At 37.7% G+C, this 18,297-nt stretch carries 23 protein-coding genes; 9 read left to right on the top strand and 14 right to left on the bottom strand.

The features are described from left to right. Positions 1-1,140, top strand: coding sequence for an alpha-hydroxy-acid oxidizing protein (locus tag AC1VU3_RS02725; protein ID WP_482982668.1), 1,140 nt, complete (start codon positions 1-3; stop codon positions 1,138-1,140). 176 nt (positions 1,141-1,316) lie between these two features. Here the strand turns inward: AC1VU3_RS02725 and AC1VU3_RS02720 are convergent, their stop codons facing one another. Further along, complete coding sequence (locus AC1VU3_RS02720; protein WP_480387775.1) at positions 1,317-2,063, bottom strand: SDR family NAD(P)-dependent oxidoreductase; 747 nt, start codon at positions 2,061-2,063, stop codon at positions 1,317-1,319. Positions 2,064-2,195: 132 nt separating this feature from the next. On the opposite strand from AC1VU3_RS02720, the gene AC1VU3_RS02715 reads away from it, so the two are divergent. Then, entirely contained in the window at positions 2,196-2,762 is a 567-nt protein-coding gene (locus tag AC1VU3_RS02715) for a TetR/AcrR family transcriptional regulator (protein ID WP_482982667.1), read from the top strand. Positions 2,763-2,874: 112 nt separating this feature from the next. On the opposite strand, the gene AC1VU3_RS02710 is transcribed toward AC1VU3_RS02715, so the two are convergent. From AC1VU3_RS02710 to AC1VU3_RS02690, 5 genes are all read right to left on the bottom strand, one after another. Then, positions 2,875-3,045, bottom strand: coding sequence for a hypothetical protein (locus AC1VU3_RS02710; protein ID WP_482982666.1), 171 nt, complete (start codon positions 3,043-3,045; stop codon positions 2,875-2,877). A gap of 39 nt (positions 3,046-3,084) precedes the next feature. Continuing rightward, positions 3,085-3,279, bottom strand: a complete 195-nt coding sequence (locus tag AC1VU3_RS02705; RefSeq protein WP_482982665.1) for a DUF4177 domain-containing protein — start codon at positions 3,277-3,279, stop codon at positions 3,085-3,087. Between the two features lie 288 nt (positions 3,280-3,567). Beyond that, positions 3,568-3,870, bottom strand: coding sequence for a hypothetical protein (locus AC1VU3_RS02700; RefSeq protein ID WP_482982664.1), 303 nt, complete (start codon positions 3,868-3,870; stop codon positions 3,568-3,570). 466 nt (positions 3,871-4,336) lie between these two features. Continuing rightward, the gene (locus tag AC1VU3_RS02695; protein WP_482982663.1) at positions 4,337-5,230 is read right to left on the bottom strand and encodes a manganese catalase family protein; all 894 of its coding nucleotides are present in this window, start codon (positions 5,228-5,230) and stop codon (positions 4,337-4,339) included. 14 nt (positions 5,231-5,244) lie between these two features. Further along, positions 5,245-5,475: a DUF2642 domain-containing protein gene (locus AC1VU3_RS02690; protein WP_482982662.1), complete on the bottom strand. Its 231-nt coding sequence runs from the start codon at positions 5,473-5,475 to the stop codon at positions 5,245-5,247. Between the two features lie 89 nt (positions 5,476-5,564). Between AC1VU3_RS02690 and AC1VU3_RS02685 the strand changes: the two genes are divergently transcribed. From AC1VU3_RS02685 to AC1VU3_RS02670, 4 genes are all read left to right on the top strand, one after another. Further along, positions 5,565-6,122 (top strand): SLOG family protein, encoded by a 558-nt coding sequence (locus AC1VU3_RS02685; protein ID WP_482982661.1) that lies wholly within the window; start codon positions 5,565-5,567, stop codon positions 6,120-6,122. After that, a complete protein-coding gene (locus tag AC1VU3_RS02680; protein ID WP_482982660.1) occupies positions 6,115-6,699 on the top strand; it encodes a branched-chain amino acid aminotransferase in 585 nt (194 codons plus the stop codon). The genes AC1VU3_RS02685 and AC1VU3_RS02680 overlap by 8 nt, the downstream gene beginning before the upstream one ends. A gap of 501 nt (positions 6,700-7,200) precedes the next feature. Continuing rightward, positions 7,201-7,827, top strand: coding sequence for a spore coat protein (locus AC1VU3_RS02675; protein WP_482982659.1), 627 nt, complete (start codon positions 7,201-7,203; stop codon positions 7,825-7,827). Positions 7,828-8,136: 309 nt separating this feature from the next. Continuing rightward, complete coding sequence (locus AC1VU3_RS02670; protein ID WP_482982658.1) at positions 8,137-8,799, top strand: HAD family hydrolase; 663 nt, start codon at positions 8,137-8,139, stop codon at positions 8,797-8,799. A 64-nt stretch (positions 8,800-8,863) separates the two neighbouring features. Here the strand turns inward: AC1VU3_RS02670 and AC1VU3_RS02665 are convergent, their stop codons facing one another. The 3 genes from AC1VU3_RS02665 to AC1VU3_RS02655 form a co-directional block, all read right to left on the bottom strand. Next, complete coding sequence (locus AC1VU3_RS02665; RefSeq protein ID WP_482982657.1) at positions 8,864-9,304, bottom strand: cell wall hydrolase; 441 nt, start codon at positions 9,302-9,304, stop codon at positions 8,864-8,866. 75 nt (positions 9,305-9,379) lie between these two features. Next, positions 9,380-9,823, bottom strand: a complete 444-nt coding sequence (locus AC1VU3_RS02660; RefSeq protein WP_482982656.1) for a hypothetical protein — start codon at positions 9,821-9,823, stop codon at positions 9,380-9,382. A 33-nt stretch (positions 9,824-9,856) separates the two neighbouring features. Further along, a complete protein-coding gene (locus AC1VU3_RS02655; RefSeq protein WP_482982655.1) occupies positions 9,857-10,516 on the bottom strand; it encodes a hypothetical protein in 660 nt (219 codons plus the stop codon). 130 nt (positions 10,517-10,646) lie between these two features. On the opposite strand from AC1VU3_RS02655, the gene AC1VU3_RS02650 reads away from it, so the two are divergent. Together AC1VU3_RS02650 and lepB are read left to right on the top strand one after the other, a co-directional pair. Beyond that, entirely contained in the window at positions 10,647-11,162 is a 516-nt protein-coding gene (locus AC1VU3_RS02650; protein WP_482982654.1) for a sigma-70 family RNA polymerase sigma factor, read from the top strand. Beyond that, entirely contained in the window at positions 11,155-12,819 is a 1,665-nt protein-coding gene (gene lepB / locus AC1VU3_RS02645; RefSeq protein ID WP_482982653.1) for a signal peptidase I, read from the top strand. The genes AC1VU3_RS02650 and lepB overlap by 8 nt, the downstream gene beginning before the upstream one ends. 39 nt (positions 12,820-12,858) lie before the next feature. Here lepB and hisF read toward each other — a convergent pair whose 3' ends face one another. The 4 genes from hisF to AC1VU3_RS02625 form a co-directional block, all read right to left on the bottom strand. Continuing rightward, entirely contained in the window at positions 12,859-13,629 is a 771-nt protein-coding gene (hisF, locus tag AC1VU3_RS02640) for an imidazole glycerol phosphate synthase subunit HisF (protein WP_480387759.1), read from the bottom strand. Next, positions 13,622-14,242 (bottom strand): imidazole glycerol phosphate synthase subunit HisH, encoded by a 621-nt coding sequence (gene hisH / locus AC1VU3_RS02635; protein WP_480387758.1) that lies wholly within the window; start codon positions 14,240-14,242, stop codon positions 13,622-13,624. Before hisH ends, hisF begins: the two co-directional genes overlap by 8 nt. A gap of 175 nt (positions 14,243-14,417) precedes the next feature. Then, positions 14,418-14,804, bottom strand: a complete 387-nt coding sequence (locus AC1VU3_RS02630) for a DUF3021 family protein (RefSeq protein WP_482982652.1) — start codon at positions 14,802-14,804, stop codon at positions 14,418-14,420. 19 nt (positions 14,805-14,823) lie between these two features. Next, entirely contained in the window at positions 14,824-15,072 is a 249-nt protein-coding gene (locus AC1VU3_RS02625) for a hypothetical protein (RefSeq protein ID WP_482982651.1), read from the bottom strand. A 618-nt stretch (positions 15,073-15,690) separates the two neighbouring features. Here AC1VU3_RS02625 and AC1VU3_RS02620 point away from each other — a divergent pair. Further along, positions 15,691-16,758, top strand: coding sequence for a DUF2268 domain-containing putative Zn-dependent protease (locus tag AC1VU3_RS02620; RefSeq protein ID WP_482982650.1), 1,068 nt, complete (start codon positions 15,691-15,693; stop codon positions 16,756-16,758). 46 nt (positions 16,759-16,804) lie between these two features. Here AC1VU3_RS02620 and AC1VU3_RS02615 read toward each other — a convergent pair whose 3' ends face one another. Next, positions 16,805-18,286: a glutamate synthase subunit beta gene (locus tag AC1VU3_RS02615; protein ID WP_482982649.1), complete on the bottom strand. Its 1,482-nt coding sequence runs from the start codon at positions 18,284-18,286 to the stop codon at positions 16,805-16,807. Positions 18,287-18,297: the final 11 nt, after the last annotated feature.

Raw genomic sequence — 18,297 nt, 5'->3', positions numbered from 1 at the left:
ATGGAACGCACAATAAATAATGATTTACGAATCAATAAGATGAAAATAGATAAAGGGCCTCTTTCCTATGAATTGCTAGAGGCATTGGCTAAAGAAAAGCTAGAGAACGAGCCATTCGGTTACATTTACGGCTCGGCCAGTAGAGGAGAAACCTACAAGAAAAATACGGATGCATTTGCAAAATACTCAATCCTCCCAAGGTTTCTAAACAATGTTTCCACGTTAGATTTACAAGTAAAGCTTTTCGGTAAAACATATCCCCATCCTCTATTTATCGCTCCAGCCGGAGTCAATAAGATTGCCCATCCGGATGGTGAGATTGCAGTCGCTAAAGCTGCCAAAAAATTGGGGTACAATTATATGCAAAGTACGGTTTCTAGCTACTCCATTGAGGAAATAGCTGTAAGTGCACCTGATAGTTCCAAATGGTTCCAATTATATTGGCAAAGCAATAAAGAAGTTGCGTACAGCTTGGTTAGAAGGGCTGAAAAGGCCGGCTATGAGGCAATCGTTCTAACTGTTGATACAGTTATTCTAGGCTGGCGGGAAGAGGATGTTCGGAATGGGTATTCTCCCCTTTCATGCGGCTATGGACAAGGGAATTATACATCCGATCCAGTATTTATGAGTTCTTTACAAACGAATGAACAGGAAGCAATTGTTCAAGGAATTATCGAGAACATAAATCACCCTACCTTAAACTGGAGTGATGTTGCGGAAATAAGAAAAAGGACGAGTCTCCCTATTTTATTAAAAGGAATCTTACACCCAGACGATGCCCTTCAAGCAATAGAATTTGGATTAGATGGCATTATTGTTTCCAATCACGGTGGTAGACAGCTAGACGGAACCATCGCTAGCATCGATGCATTGCCCAAGATTGTAGAAGTGGTAGATGGAAAAATTCCTGTTTTATTTGACAGCGGTATCAGAAGAGGAATTGATGCACTGAAAGCATTCGCATTAGGCGCGACAGCAGTTTGTATTGGGCGTCCTGTACTTTGGGGACTTGCCTATAACGGTCAGCAAGGAGTCGAAACGGTGTTATCGCAAATATTAGATGAATTTAAAACTTCCATGACCTTGGCGGGTGTCCGGAATATGGAGGAAGCTAGGAGCATAACCATTCTGAAAGATTAGAAAGAGAAAATATCATTGTCCTCAAAGGAGTGCAATGATATTTTTTATTCTCTTTGCAGCATAGCTATGACCTGAAATGTTTTTGGCTTTGCATGGAATTTTATCCTTTCATTGCATAAAAAAAGCCAAATGGTCAATTGTTTTAAACAATTCACCATTTGGCATTAGAGCGAGATTTATATTAAGATTTGACCACCAGCACAGTTAATCGTAGAACCAGTTAGTAATTTTCCGTTTTTCATTGCAAAAATCATTGCTTCCGCAACCTCTTCTGCAGTAGCTGCTATATTTGGTGGAGTAGTAGCATGGATCGCTAAACCAATTTCTTCATTCATCGTTACAGCAGCGCTTGCTGAAATGTTCGTTTTCATGTTATTTGGAGCAACACCTACAGCAAAGATATTTTTGTTTTGGTAATCTTGACCGATCGATTTTGTAATTCCGTTAACAGCATGTTTCGTAGCCGAATAAAGACCGTTATATGCAGTTGGTTTAAAGGAGTTAGAGGATACAGTATTAACAATCGTACCGCCACCATTCTCTAGCATAACTGGTATCACGTATTTAATACCCAAGAATGCTCCCTTTACATTAATGTTCATCACACGATCATATTCATTTGAATCATATTCATGTACTAAGCGGAAAGGAATCATAATCCCAGCATTATTCAAGAAATAATCAATCGTACCAAATGCCTCAACAGCTTTCGCTACATAATTTTTAACATCTTCTTCGTTAGACACATCAGCTTTCACAAAAATCGCTTCTGCTCCTAAGTCCTTCGCCATATCTCTGGTATTCAAACCTTCTTCTTCGTTGAAATCCACAATTACTAACTTATAACTTTCTTTTGCTAATTTTAAAGCTGTTGCTCTACCTAAGCCAGTTGCTGCACCTGTAATTACTACGACGTTTTTCATGAATTATTCCCCCTACACAATATTATTCATTTATTGTTCTATGGTAAAATATTAACTTAGTAAAGAAAAACTTACACGACAACCTAAGAATTTTAGGAGTTTATCCAACAAATTTAGAAAAAGTGTTTAGTAATGGAGCTGGCAATCCAATTGAATGAGCAAGATTTACGTGTAATTAAAACGAAAAAGATATTATTCGAAAAGTTATTAGAGCTTATAATGAAACAAGATTTTGATGATATTACAGTCACCAAATTATGTAGCGCTGCAAAGGTGAATCGTTCGACCTTTTACACACATTACTCCAATATAGATGAATTATTAGAAGAGTTTTTTAGAAAGATTATGAGTGATTTACATAAAGAATATGCAGAGGCTTTTGAGAGGCTAATTTCAAAAGATAAGGAAGGCTTAGTTGATATATTTGAGCATATATTAAAGCATCAGTCTTTTTATGATGTTCTATTTTCAAATCGGCTTCCTTTTAAATATATGACGTACTTTATTGAAACTTATATGGAATTTCCTAAAAAAATTATTTTAAAACATATCAAAGAAAAAATAGATTATGAGCTATATTATTCGTTTTGCTCCAGTGCCACGATGGGCTTAATTTATCATTGGAAAAATACAGGGTATGCTAAGTCACCGTTAGAAATGAGCATACAAACGATGAAATTTTTTCTTAGGGAGCTATAGGACTGGTAACTTCTTTTTGAATGATTTTTAGAGGGCTTGATTGGAAAAATGAAAATGCGCACAGTATTTTTTTGCTGTCTCCGTTAAGAAAGCCCCATTAATCAAAAAAGAATTAATTTTTCTGGTTAGTAAAGCAACCCGCTATTGTAATAAATAAACCTAAAAAAGATATACCAAGTCCTATTCTTGTTCCACTTAAATATCCAAGTCCCGTTGAACTATATGCTGATAATATTGCAATGCCGATAAGTATAACAGCTATCCCTAATAGCATAATTTTCATATATTGCCCCCTCGTCATTTGCCCAACAAAACAGAAAAATCATTCCATCTTTTTCCGTTTGAATATTAACTCATAATACTCTTCAAGTCCATAACCTTTAGTCGAAGGTGCAAAAATTTGAACTAACTCCCACCCTTCTTTTTCATAGTCGTAAACGATTTCGTGGTAATCTGTTTTTGGTTTTAGTTTCATCCCACCAATTAATTCGATTTTCACAAAAGTATGTTCATACATTTACATTCCCCCTTTTTATCCTGTTTTTATATACTTAATTAAAGAAGTACTTCTTCCATTCTTCAAAATAAACAGCGAGTATGTGAACTAGTAACATTCACATTCTACCCCTCTTGTATCTTCAATCAGGCAATCACGTCCATTGCCTACAAATGCTGATCTTAATGGAATATAAAACCCTTATTTGGAACAAAGATGGTCCAAATATTTAATTATCCGGATAAGGCTTTTTATATCAATTATTATGAGTATCCAATATTCAACCATATAACTAGTTGTGTTATTGAATTACTCTTTAAGTCTGTTTATTAATTCATCGGAACAAAAACCCCACAAACTTAATTTTTCCTCGTATAATGGGTTAATTAACAACAGAACGTTAACAACTCCATTACTATATCCGCCCATCTTATGGTTATCTTCTTGACTAATTATCTCATTTTGAGAAAATTTTAGTTCAATATCTTTAACAATTTTTAGATACTTATTTACAAACTCATCTTCAGTCATTTTATCAATATCTTGAATCATATCGTTATATGCTTGTAACTCGCCAGTATTATCAAAATGAATTGTTTGTTGAGATTTCATAAAATTCATCTTTCGATTAATTATATCGATTAATGTTAAATCTTTTAATTTTTTCCCAGGCTCCAGAATTGCTTCCCCCTTATTCTTCTTGAATCAAAATACTTTATACTTTAAGTACAATTCTCCTTACCTTACTTCTTTCTAATGCACCCTCTAAAAAGCTAATCCTGATGACCTTTAGCCCGTAAAATTGCATTGTTAATATGCCCCTCATAATGTTTTTCCACTCTATTGAAACCTCTCACTCTCTCTTTAAAGTAAATTATTCAACAAACATACCTATATGCCCTTCCGACTATTTACATTAATTAAAATATCTAACGAAAAAACATTTAACCCCAAAGAAATACTAGAGGAGAAATAATCTCAATTAAATTATTTCAAAGCTACAATAGGCAAAAGTAAGACTAATTAAGCTATATTTTCCATAAAAAAACACCACTCCAAAGTGGTGTACCCATCCTTTTTACATTGTCCACATAAGTCTCTTTGCAATTGCTTGAAATTCTTCTGGACCGATGCCAGGGGCGAATTCTTCTGGTAGCTCATCTAACTCAGGTATCTTATAGCCTTTCGGACTTCCTTCTTTAACAAACAATTGATCTCCGCTTGTCGGGTTTTGGCCCTTCCAAATCTTATCTATGTCTTTATAGTCACCTACGTTATTCCATGTAAATAATACATTTCCATAGCCTCGGTCTTCATATTTCTTCGCGTGGTCGAATGCTCGATTGTCTAAGCTCGGGATTGGAAGCATTTTCGTTACATCTGCACCTGTAGCCATCTCTAAAGCTTTTGCGTACGCGATAATATGCGTGCCACCTCGCACTAGCAGATAGCCAATCATTTCTCTAGCAGTAGGATGCTCGGTCATTTCATATACTCTCATCTTATGCGTTCTGGCACCGCATTCTAAGAAGAAGTTGTGAAGTAAATCTAGTACAAGGTTACCACTCGAAAATACATAATCCCCTCGCCATGGATTTCCCATAGAGTCTCCTGCTAAGGATGTCTGAGCTGTCGCAATAAAGGCATACGTATTCCGCTTATCCTTTGCGTCCTGCAATGGTGTGATATCTGGATCCCCCGCAAAGCTCGTTCCTTTGTGCAAGAGATTGATGGTATTCGCCACCAATTCCACATGGCCAAATTCCTCTGCGGTAATACTAGCAACTAAGTCATAGAAAGGCTTTAGCTTCTTTTTGCCACGAAAATTAAAGGATTGGTACATATAATTATTTAGTGTGGACATTTCGCCAAATTTTCCACCTAGAAGCTCTTGGACTGCTGAAGCAGCATTTGCATCCCCGTATTCTAGGTTCGGCAGATCAATGAGTAACTTGTCAATCCGATTAAACAATCAATCATCCCTTCTTATTTTGCAATAGTTGGAGAAATCCATACTATTTGCTGAACTCGGATATAAAATGGCACTCCTGTCACATCTAACATAATATGGTCTGGAGTTACGGAGGTTAATTTCCCCGTCAACACATTCCTAGTTGTTTGCACTGCTACATGGTACCCAAGTAATTCCTTAGCTTTTTCATTTAAGTAACCTTCAAAATGACTAATATACCCAACATGTGATTTTTTATCTGCCACACACATCATCCTTTCTTTGCAATCCCTACAGTTTATGAGAAGATGGTATAGATGGACACATTTACAACGATTCACGAAGGAATGATTGTATGGTAAAGAGATTACTGGTGACGGGCTACAAGGCACATGAGCTTGGCATCTTTCAAGACAGCCATCCCGGTATTACGATTATTAAAAAAGCACTTGAAAATCAACTTCGACAATTTCTAGAGGAAGATTTAGAATGGATTATTCTAAGTGGTCAGCAAGGAGTAGAAACATGGACTGCAGAACTTGTGATAGAGCTGAAAGAAGAATATCCTCACTTAAAATATGCCGTCATCACCCCTTTCTTAGAACAAGAAAAAAATTGGAATGAGCAAAAACAAGAAAAATATCAAAGACTATTAGCAATGGCGGATTACCAGACAGCCCTAACAAAGAAACCATATGAGGCTCCTTGGCAATTTATTGAAAAAAATAAGTTCTTAATACGTAATACAGATGCGATGCTTCTCGTGTATGATGAAGAAAACGAAGGATCTCCTAAGTACATAAAAAAATTAGCGGAACAATACGTCGAAAAAAATGAGTATCCCATCTACATAATTGATGCTTACGATTTGCAAACTATCGCCGAAGAAGAAAGGAACGATTATTTTGATTAAAAAAACACTAGAGAAAAAAATTAACGAAGCAACTGACATTATTTTCTTAACCAATCAAGAGAAGAAATTTGCTGAAGATCAAGGCTTGCTGACATCCGATGTAAATTTGACTGTATTTGAAACAGGTATTATTTCAAAGAACAGTGTGATTGAGCGCCTTGATAAAGAAACAGAAGAGCTGATTGCGAAAGAGAACGAGGAATTCCTACAAAATTCGCTAAATCATTTTATGCAACGCGTGAATGAATTTATGTATGTAGAATCAAACAGTTTTTCTATTTTACAAACTGACTCGATTACTTTAGAGTTTGATGAAGTTTTTGAAGTTTATACTGCTTTATTCGGTCTTTCCGTACAGAAGAAGTATGGAGAGGCAATCCGTAAATTCCTTGATGAGCATTATCATAGCGAAAAGATGAAATATAGTATGATTTTTTCAAGCGGAGAAGGTTTATGGGAAATCAATTTACCATTAAACTACATCGATGGTTTTGATGAAAACTTCACGATTTTGGAAGCTTATCAATTCTTGTATAACCTACTGTTCCATTTAGTTGCTTCCTTGGAAGTAAAATAATTTAAACTGGGCAAAAGCGGTTAGGACATATCAAACGAGAAGCTCTTATGGTTGTAGAATCAGTTAAAATACTGTTAGTAGTATTAACTATTGGTTCGTAGCAGCGTCGGCGACTCCTGTGGGAGTAAGGGTGACAGGCGAGACAGCACAGCCACACGCGAAAGCGTTGGGTGCTGGCTTGCCTTGTGGAGGGAAAACTAAGAACGTCACATCGTGTGACAACGTTTTCCTGACCAACATCCTGTTGGCCTCCACTCCAAGCGTCCGACGCAGCGGAGAACCTGGGCTTTAAAAATAAGGTGGCTCCTATCTATAATTTTGATAAATTTTCTAAGAAAACATGCCTCTCCTAGGTTCTAACTACCCTATTTTAAATCTTCCACTGTTTTTCCTTATAACAGCTATAAACTGCTTTTCTTCTCTTCATTTACATACATACTTCTGCTCCTTAGGTTCAAACTATTTATGTTTCAAACCATTTTTTAAAAGGAGGAAATTAATTTGGATCAAAACGCATACAGCCAGAATCACAGTCAGTCGGAGAATGGTCAAGCAGTAGTACCGCAATTCAACCATGGTGCACATGAACTGTTAGATGTTAAAGAAATCCTTTCTGCAATGATCGGTGCCCTTAACCAAAAAACAATCTTTCGTCAACATATTCAAGACCAAGAGCTGTTAAACATCGTGGACCGTCAATATGCCTTTACATTAGCTGAATACAATTCCCTTGTAGAATGCTTACAAACAGGGAAAGATCCATCTACCACTACAACATCTTATAAGATGCAAACAGACAATGATACAAAGTATGGATTAACTCCATCACAGCCGAAAAAACCAATCCAAGGACCAAATGAGATTAGCGATGAGTTAATCACAGGATTCTTATTAGGATCGGCAAAAGCAGCTGCAACAGGGAAAGTAACAGCTGCATTAGAAGCTACAAACCCTGTTGTACGTCGTGTTTTGCAAGATTCAGTTCCGAACTGTATCGAAATGGCGTATGAGCTATCACTTTATGCGAATAAGAATGGCTGGTATCAAGTACCACGCTTTGATGAGCAAACTATGCAACAAATCATGAGTTCTTATGGTACAGCTCAAGGCCCAATGTACAAGCAATAAGTCAAAAGGGTGTCCTAAACGGACACCCTTTTCTTATAGTGGAGCGAGTTGGGAATGGTAAGAAAATGGTAATACGTGCGATTAGAATTAATTTACTTGCGGTTCTTCTAAGTTTACTTTCGAATTAGTAAAGGTGACTTGCGATTGCATCCGTTATACTTACGTATAGACTGCATTTACTTGCGATTTGCAAGCAGTTTTCAAGTTTTTGAAATGGTATTTTGGACCTTTTATCTGTACACTGATAGTATAGGTTGGTGGAAAGAGATCATTTTCCGCTAAACTTGAAAGTTAGAGAGGGGATTTATTTTGCGAGTAGCTATTTATGATTTTGACGGAACCATTTATGCAGAGGAAACCTTCAAGCTGTTAATGAATCATTTGAAGGAGCATCCAGTCTATCAAGACAAATATCCAATTTTTCACAGAGCTATCCTTCTCCCATACTTAGCGAGCAAGGTAAAGCTATATCCGAAGGCCAAAATGCGAGCGAAGTCGATGCAGCTCTATCTAGAAGCATTTACAGGCTTAAGTAAGCTAGAAATAATGAGCTACTTTGAAGAGTTCAAGGCAGCCATCACAGCTAATATAAACAAACAAGTGATTGATACATTACATAAGCATCACGAGGACAATGTACAAATTTATCTCGTTTCAGGAGCCTACACACAATTTTTAGAGCAGGTAGTAGCAGATTATCCTTTTCAAAAGATTGTTGGGACGGAGATTAAGTTCACATCTGATAAAGTGGACACCTCCCTTCCACTTGAACATGTGAATGGACCGACGAAGGCTTCTAAAATAAAACAATTGCTTGAGGGCCAGGATGTCGATTGGGAAAACAGCTATGCATATGGAGACAGCTATTCAGACTTACATATTTTAGAACTTGTCGGAAACCCGGTTGCTGTAAGACCAGAGGAGAAACTACGAGAAGTGGCAGTTCAGCGAGGCTGGACGATTATTGAATAAAACCCAAAAAAGCAGGTGTAGTAGCTCTCAGCTACTCACCTGCTTTCTTAGTGAAATGTTATCGTTACCCTTGATAAACACCCTCGCACGTCCCGGCAGCAGGCTCGTAAAAACAATGCTGCTTATATTGTCCTGCAAACGGCTGGCCATACCATGTATCGGGACATGGCGCATATGGATTAAAGTACCACAAAGCGTATTTCGCCGGCAGTTCTCTCCAATAATCTAGCGTTCTTTTCGCTAGGGTTTTTTCCGTGGGTCTAGCTCTTTGATAGAATAAATTCCCTTTTTGCACAGCTTCAAAAGCATAGTTATTTCCTTGTACTTGATAAATGACATCCTCTATCGTACGTAAATCTACAAAGTCTAAGCAATTGGATACTAGGCGATTCACAATCACATTGCCAACATATAACATCCCCTGCTGACCTTCGCCTTCTGCTTCCGCCCTCATCATCCTTGCCACTAGGTCCACATCTGAATCACGGTATTTTACTCTCGGCATATACTCACCCCAAAAATAGTATATGTAAGAAACACAGGATGGTTCCTTGCTCTAGAACTACGATTAAGATAGTAGTCAGTTTTTTTCTAAATCAAATATAAAAATATACTCTCCTTGACTCCACGTTGCTTGCACCTCAAAAATATAGTGACCCTCTTCGATCGGTACCTGTATTTGGTTGTCCGTTATCGAAATTTCTTTGCTTGTTCCATCTTCATTATATTGAGTTACCTTTATCGAAGATGGGGATTGATCTATATCAATTGTTAGCTTCTCCTCTTTGCTCACTTCTAATGTTGGGAAATCTTCTGCCAATACATATATATCCGATCCGCCAAATTTACTTACCTCTATATTCTTTTCCTTCCATTCATACTGATCAACTATCATAGGATAGGCTTGCTCTCCGATAGACACTCTCCCCTCCACCTGTTCAAAAGCAGGAGAGGAGGGCCAGTTTTTAGGGATACAAGCCCCCAATACGAACATTACACCTAAGATGAAGAGATACTTTTTCATGCAAGTTTCCCCTTTGCAATTTTTTCTAATGTTTTATTTGATATAAATAGAAGCAATTTTATTCGTTTCACAGTTAATCGTTACAATCATCTCCTCACAAACACCGGCAAATGACTGAACAGCAACTTTTTCTTTAAAGGATTCATCAAATGACCAGTCACTTGGTACAATTACCATCCCATCGTTTGCTTGTAGGAAAGTACACTCAAAAAAATCCCATAAGGCTAATATGTAGTACTTAATTGATGTATTTATCAACTCAAGATCTACTCGATATTCTTTTGATGGAAAATTCCCTCCCCAACTTCGGTTTCCGGGAGAATAGATGTCCTCTACAATAGGATTCATCTTCCCTTCTTCTACTAACTGGCGAAATATATTTATAGAACTCTCTTTTATATCTTTCATTGTCATATAAAGTTCATTTCCATTGTTTATTTTTCTAACAGAATGAAAATGAGGAGCTATTTTGGAAAGAATCAACTCTTCTGTTTTGGTATCTTGAAAAGGGATACTAAATTCTCCGTCCATACCAACGAACAGAAACGGCGCTAATATGAATTGAGCAATGGGTGATAGTTCCTCTTTTATAAGCTCAGGCACCTTCAACCTTTCATAGGAAATCTGCGTGTACCCTTTTCTTTTTCTCGTAGGAGATTCTTCCCCACGAACTACCTCTTCAAATATATCCACATGAATCCCTCCAATACCGTTTAGTTCGCTAAAATAAAGGCTTTATCCTTCCGATAAAAGTATTTTATGGTAAAAACAAACTTTCACAATTCTTCAATCGTTTACTATATAGAGAAAGGGGGATTCAGGGTTGATAACGAGTGAAAAGCTAAAACAAATAATGCTTCAATATACAGAGCCCTTAATTCGGGTTGCTTATGGTTACGTTAGAGATCTTCATTCTGCAGAAGACATTGTGCAGGATGTTTTTATAAAGTTCTATCATCTTCAGAACTACGAGGAGCGTGGAGAGTTAAAAGCGTACTTAACTCGAATGACCGTGAATAAAAGCAAGGATTATTTGAAAAGCTGGGCCTATAAAAAAGTTTTGCTTCAGCAAAAGCTATCCCCTCCTGCTTCTAAGATCAATAAAGACAGCCTTGTTCATCAAGATGAAAAGACCATGATAGGAGATGCAATACTTGAGTTACCCTTGAAGCATCGTGAAATTCTTATCTATTTTTATTTTAATGAAATGACGATTCCTGAAGTGGCGAAGCTGTTGTCCATTCCTGAAAGCACCGTAAAAACTAGGCTAAGAAGAGGAAGAGAACTGTTAAAAAATCAGCTGAAAGGAATCGAGTGGGAGGTGCTATTGAATGAGTAATTATTTCCCTTCGAAAGTGAAGGATTTACATGAAAGCAAACAACGAGTCATTGGAAATGTGTTACATGAAATAGAAAGAAAACAACGAAAACCGAAAATCAAATGGCAATATGTTGCGATTACAGCTGCTCTACTTTTCAGTATGTTGTTCTTTCTAAGGAATGCTACTGAGCTCTCCCCTCTACAAGAATCGTCCAATTTTATGAAACCAACTATTTCCGAGGAAAAAGGCGTTCTCTATTTAAATAGTGTTACATTAGGTGATTCTCAGGAAGATGTGATTACAGCCTTCGGAGAGGATTATCAAACGTCAAAAGAGGACGGAAAATTAGTACTAGAATATGACGATCGAGCAAGGTTTTATTTCCAAGAGGATAAACTTGAGCTCCTTACTTTCCTACATGTAGATCCGAATTACTTTAATACTTTGTTCGACGAGTATGATGGCTTTACTTTCTTCACTTCTATAAACAGTGATTTTGATGGTCGGTTTATATATACACGTGATGCGAATCAGCTAATAGAGGCTTCATGGGAAGGAGAACAGCTAACCTTGTCCTTTTCTTCTGAAAATCAGTGGATGTTAGAAAAAGCAGAATTTCTATATATGGTAGATCAAAACTTGAGAAGCGAGGAATTTCCTTTACAAGGATCTATAGTAGATTATAGTCAGCCGGAAATCACTGAAGAGAATGGCTCTCTAAGTCTTCAAGGAATAAGATTAGGAGATGCTCCATCAAGAATTATAGAGCAATTTGGAGATGACTATCTGATAGGCTATATAGATGGATTAGGTTCAGACTTCACTTTGAATTATGGAGGGCAAGTGAGTTTCTCCTTTTTCGATGACCAGTTAGTAAGCGCGATATATACAAATATTGATAAAGAATATGTGGAACAATTGTTTAACGAGCATAACGGCTTGAAATTTAGTGTTAATAATGATGACTTTATTTACTCTAAAGAAACAGGTGATGCAATTAAAACGACAACGCAAACACCGAATGAAGAAATGTATCTATATTTTATGAAAGAGGGACCTGAGATGTTTGAAAATCTTGAGGTTTCTACAAATGAAGTAGAAATGGTCGCTGACACTGTTACAAAACCAAAGGTCGAATCAGTGGACCCTCTTGATAACTACTTGTTAGTGGATTGGCATATAGACAATATGGATAGAGGCAACCACGATTACGACACATACACCCATTCACAATTAGTCGTTGACCCTAATAACAAGGAAGTAAGACGAGGAGATGTTATCTACTACAGATCACCTGACTTCACATTCTCGAGTAACCCTAATTACGTTATGCCCGATTATTACCTTTCAAGGGTAGTTGGTTTAGAGGGAGAAACGGTAGAAATAAAAAATGGTCAAGTATTTATCGATGGGAAAAAATTAGATACTTTTTATTCTAAAGCTTTAAATAAGGGAATGGAACAAGAGGAATACTTCGAGAAAGTTGATCCTGTTAATAGAGGCGATGATGACTCTTGGAAAGAATATTTTGCAACTTCTATGGAGCCGGTAAAAGTAGAAGAAAACACTGTGTTTGTCCTAGGAGATAACTGGTGGAGAAGCGTCGACAGTAGGGATTTTGGTGTCTTGCCTCTGGAGAATGTGGAAGGAAAAGTGTTAGGTTATGAAAAGTGAAAAAGATAGTAAGGAGCCCTTCTCCTTACTATCTTTTTATTATAATCGTACGTTAATGTTTTTCTCACGCAAGTATTCTTTAATTTCTCCAATTGTATAATCTCCGTAGTGAATCATGGAGGCAACAAGTGCCGCGTCTGCTTGCCCTTCGGAGAATACTTCTTCGATATGTTCTAGCTTCCCAGCACCACCGGAGGCTATGATTGGCACATGTACTTTTTCAGAAAGCAGCTTGATCAACTGAACATCGTAGCCATTCTTCATTCCATCCTTATGAATGCTAGTACAAATAATTTCCCCTGCACCAAGCTCTGTTGCCTGCTGAGCCCACTCTACCACGTCCATCCCTGTCTTTTCGTGACCAGAATGCGTGTAGACCTCCCAGCGCACGATTTCTTCATCCTCATAAATAGGCATTGCATCTAAGCCGAGGACGACACATTGCTTTCCAAAGATTTCTGCTGCCTCTTTCAGCAGCTCTGGTCGCTGGACAGCAGCCGAGTTTACCCCTACCTTGTCAGCTCCTGCTCGAAGAAGTCTTTTGAAGTCATCAATCGTCCGTACGCCACCAATTACCGAGAATGGAATATATACTTGCTCTGCAACTCTCCGAATCCACTCAATTTTTAAATCCTGATCCTTTAAGGAAGCAGTGGTATCCAGATAAATTAATTCATCTGCCCCGTCCTCCGAATACTTGCGCCCAAGCTCAGCAGGATCTCCGATAATAGTTGGATTACGAAACTGCACATATTTTACTGCCTTATCATCTAGTACGTCGATGGCAGGAACGATTCGTTTTCTAAGCATCTCTCATAACTCCTTGCTTACAATAATTATCTAGCAGCTGAATCCCGTATTTCCCGCTTTTTTCTGGGTGAAACTGAACTCCCATCACCTGTTCATTGCCAATCACACATGCAAAGTCTGTTCCATAGTTAGTCGTTCCAAGAATATGCTCCTCCTTGGATGGCTCAGCGTAGTATGAATGTACAAAATAGAAGTCAGTTAAATCCGGGATCTCCTTAAAGAGAAAATGACCTTGAACATCTTTTACTTGATTCCAGCCCATATGCGGAACCTTTTCTATACTGTCATCAAACATCGGAACAGTACCCGGTAAAAAACCTAAGCAAGGAACATTCCCTTCCTTACTCTCCTCGAGTAGCAGCTGCATCCCTAAGCAAATTCCTAAAAGCGGCATTCCTTTTTCTACTTGTTCCTTCATATATTCACTTAAGCCTGTATGGTTCAACACGTTCATCGCAACCTTGGCATTCCCCACACCTGGCAAGATCAATTTCGTAATCTGATCATCATGATCCGTTGGGTTTGTAATCAGTTTCGTTTCATATCCTAATCGGGCAATCGCCTTTAACACACTATGTAAATTGCCTGCTCCATAATCTATTATTCCAATCATGCTATTGCCTCCGTTTCTTCTATACTCTTATTATGCCATCTAATTGTTGAAATTAAAAGAATAAACTTTAACTTACTAGAGTATTAGTGTGGGAAAGAGTGAGGTCTGGCTTTAAGCAAGTAAAAAACAGCCACCCTACTCTAGGATGACTGTATATATCAAGGATTCAGTTGATTTAAACTACTGTTGTTTTCTTATTCTTAAGCTTCCGGTATAAATTAAAAATAATAAATGTGAAGAAAAATAACATAACGCCAGACAGATTAAATTCTAGATATACCTTTAAAAAATCAGTAACAGAATTTAAAGCGTAAGAACCACTTAATAACATGGTTGGAAAAATAGGAAGTAGCATGGCAATATAATGTACAACGACTTGTTTTAAAAAGCTCCATTTTTTTATCTGATAGATGACACTAGCCGTTCCGAAAAAAAATAGGATTAAACCATTAATTAGAGTGTCGTGCCAATGACCAACCAACCCGTTCGCTCCCACGGAGAATATTTGCAGTACCAAAAATAGAGCTACTCCCCTTATCAATCCTTTTTTCAATAATTGCATAATAGCCCACTTTCTTCATTCAGGAGATTATTTCATTCATATAAGCTTCTATTGGTAGATGTAATTCTCCATCTTCAAATCTGTAATCTAAAAGATAAATTTTAAATAGAAAACTACCTAACATAAAGAGGATCTGAAATGTTAGGGCAATACATCCCCAAAAGGCTCCTTTTATAGCACCTTTAAACGCTTTAGATACGTGAATCCTATACATTCCATGTTTTCTCCTCTTTCTATAAGATTTTAAAAAAGTGATATCCCAGCCCAAACAAAGCTCCTAGTATTCCCACTACGATGGATGTAGTGCCTTCTAATTTTCTGTTTTTCTTTTTTCGAAAATAAAAGCCGACAACAATAAGCACTAGACAATTCAGTAGCAATATAAAAAGTAAAATAGGTTTCATTTATCCACTCAATTCAGGATTTTATTTTGTTAAAAACACCATATTTATATAATACGGTAAAATCCAATTTATTCCTTCTAACTTATCAAAAGTACTAATAAAAAATAATATATAATGAAACTTTTATAATAATTGGAAAGTATAGGTAGATAAACTCTCGTTCAACCAGAATTTGTTCTCGGGTAAAGGTATTTTATTCTGGGTATGATTGGTGGAAAGGCTTGGTCAATAATCACTTGGCTATTGGTTGAGGCGTTACTCTCGGATAGCCGGGCAATACTCTCGGATAAGTAAGGCTTATTCTCGTTCAGCCAAACAATATTCTCGGATAGACCACTTTTACTCTCATTTAGGCCAGTTACTCTCGTTCAAGCAAGATTTATTCTCGGTTAGGGTTACTTTACTCTCGGTTATGATTGGGGAACTGCATGGCCAGTGACCACTGGAGATAGAACTAATAGTTGAAAAAGGAGATTATGGACATGAATATCACAAATAAAGCTATAAATCTGGTTTTTATTCTACTATTAATACTTGTTTTATCAGCCTGTGAGGAAACAGAACAAGCGAAAGAAGATACAAAGATGAAAAGTGAACAAATAGCTGAAGATATTACTTCGGAAAATGAACCACCCAATGGAGAATCAAATACGGAAAATAACCTACAGGATATCACTTATTCTTTTACAAACCCAAATACTGGTCAAGAGTTCGCTATCCTTCATGCTTATAAGCTGTATGATGACTATTTTAAAGCTCTAGAGGAATATCCCGATGAATCACCACACCAATTATTTCAACAGTTGATTAGTGACCCCGTTTTTGATGCATGTTTTAAAAGTGATAGTTATAGATTTAGTGTATTTGAGTGGGTTCCGGAAGAAAGTAAATATGAAAATATTAGAAAACAAATTGAAGCAGTTGATCTAAAACATCTCAATAATATATTCGAAGAATCTCTTATCAAATCATCAGATATTCTACCGTCAGAGGAGAAAACAACAGTTTGTGTATTTCCTCAAGATGAGAGGTTTCCATCTGATATGATGCTCATTGGATTGGGGAAAATTATCGTATTATTACTTGGTCCTGATGATGATTATTATCCTCGTTCTTTTTACTATTCAAGTCATTTTGAAGACAATAGCAGGTGGGGCCTTGCCCATGAATATCATCATAGTGTTTGGACTGAAAAGCATTATACAGACGAATATTTTCATACATTATTAGATGGTATAATAATGGAAGGGCAAGCAGTGATGTTTGAAACCTTAGTATACCCAAAGGTAAATAGTGCTGCTTCTATTGTAGACGAGAGCTATAACAAAGACTATTGGAATACGATCGAAACATATCTTGAAAGTGGTCGTTCAAATGATTTTATACTTGGAGGCTATAAAGGATTACCTGCTAATTACGGATATAGCGAAGGCTATAAAATAATCAGATCCTATTTAGAGTTGCATCCCAATTCGACAGTAGAAGAATGGACCTCCAAAAGCCCAAAGGAAATATTTGAAGAAAGCAATTACATCTCAAACTACGAATAGAATTAGAAATACAAAATGCGAAACCGAAAACCGGTTTCGCATTTTTTTAATGTGTTAAAGCTTTCTTCATCACATAGTCGTTTACTTTCTTTGCGGCTTCTTGGCCTTCTTTGATTGCCCAGACGATGAGGCTTTGCCCTCTTCTAGCGTCTCCAGCTGTAAAGACACCTTCCACATTAGTAGAGAAATCCTTCGCATTCGCATGAAGCTTTCTATTTACGACATTCACACCAAACTGCTCCGCTAGCGTAGTTTCTGGACCTTCGAAGCCGATTGCCACAAAGACATATTGTGCCGGCCATACTTTTTCGGTTCCAGGGATTTCTTTGAAGAAATGAAACCCATCCTCCCCTAGCACCTTTTCCATTTGAATCGTATGCAGCTCTTTTAGATTGCCTTTTTCATCTGCAACCATCTTTTTCGTTTGGATCAAGTATTCTCTTGGATCCTTTCCGAACTTAGCCAGTGCTTCTTCATAGGCGTACTCTAGCTTAAATACGTTGGGATCCGTTGGCCACTGGTTATCCTCTGCTCGTGTAAAAGGTAGCTGTGGGTGCTTCCCGAACTGTACGACACTTTTACATTTTTGGCGGACAGCCGTTGCTACGCAGTCTGCTCCTGTATCTCCACCACCAATGACGATAACGTCCTTGCCTTTTGTATCGATAAATTGTTTATCTTCAAAATTAGAATCTAGTAGGCTCTTAGTTGTGGTTGTCAGATATTCCATTGCAAGATGGACACCTTTTGCATCGCTGCCTTCCATATGAAGTGCACGCTGCTTTTGGGCACCAATACATAAGACAACAGCGTCATACGTTTGCTTTAATTCGTCGGCAGTAATATCCTTTCCTACCTCTGTATTTAATACAAAGTCGATTCCCTCTTGCTGGAGAAGCTGAATTCTTCTTTCCACTACGTCCTTCTCCAGCTTCATGTTTGGAATTCCATACATCATGAGTCCGCCAGCTCGGTCTGCTCTTTCAAAAACCGTCACCGAATGTCCCGCTTGGTTTAAATCATCCGCACATGCCAAACCAGCTGGGCCTGAACCGATAATGGCGATTCGCTTGCCAGTTCTTTGGGATGGAATTCTAGGCTGAATCCATCCGTTTTCAAATGCCTTATCAATGATTGCACATTCAATGTTTTTAATAGAGACTGCTGGTTCCGAAATAGCAAGCGTACAGGATCCCTCGCAAGGTGCAGGGCATACTCTTCCTGTAAACTCTGGGAAGTTATTGGTTAGCATGAGACGTTCCAGTGCCTCCTGCCATTTCCCCTTATATACCAGGTCGTTCCATTCTGGAATAAGATTATTAATTGGACAGCCAGCGGAAGTCCCACGAATTTCGATTCCCATATGGCAGAAGGGCGTGCCACAATCCATGCAGCGGGCACCCTGTCTGCTTAATGCGTCATCGGTTAATCGATTGGCATACTCCCCCCATTTTTTTAATCGTTTCAGAGGAGCTTCTTCTTTTCCTTTTTCTCTTTCATATTCCATAAATCCAGTTGGTTTACCCATGTAAGAGTCCT

The sequence above is a fragment of the Psychrobacillus sp. Z16_25 genome, from assembly GCF_056856695.1.
Note: the sequence above shows the minus strand (reverse complement) of the source record. Positions and strands in the feature narration are given on the sequence as shown.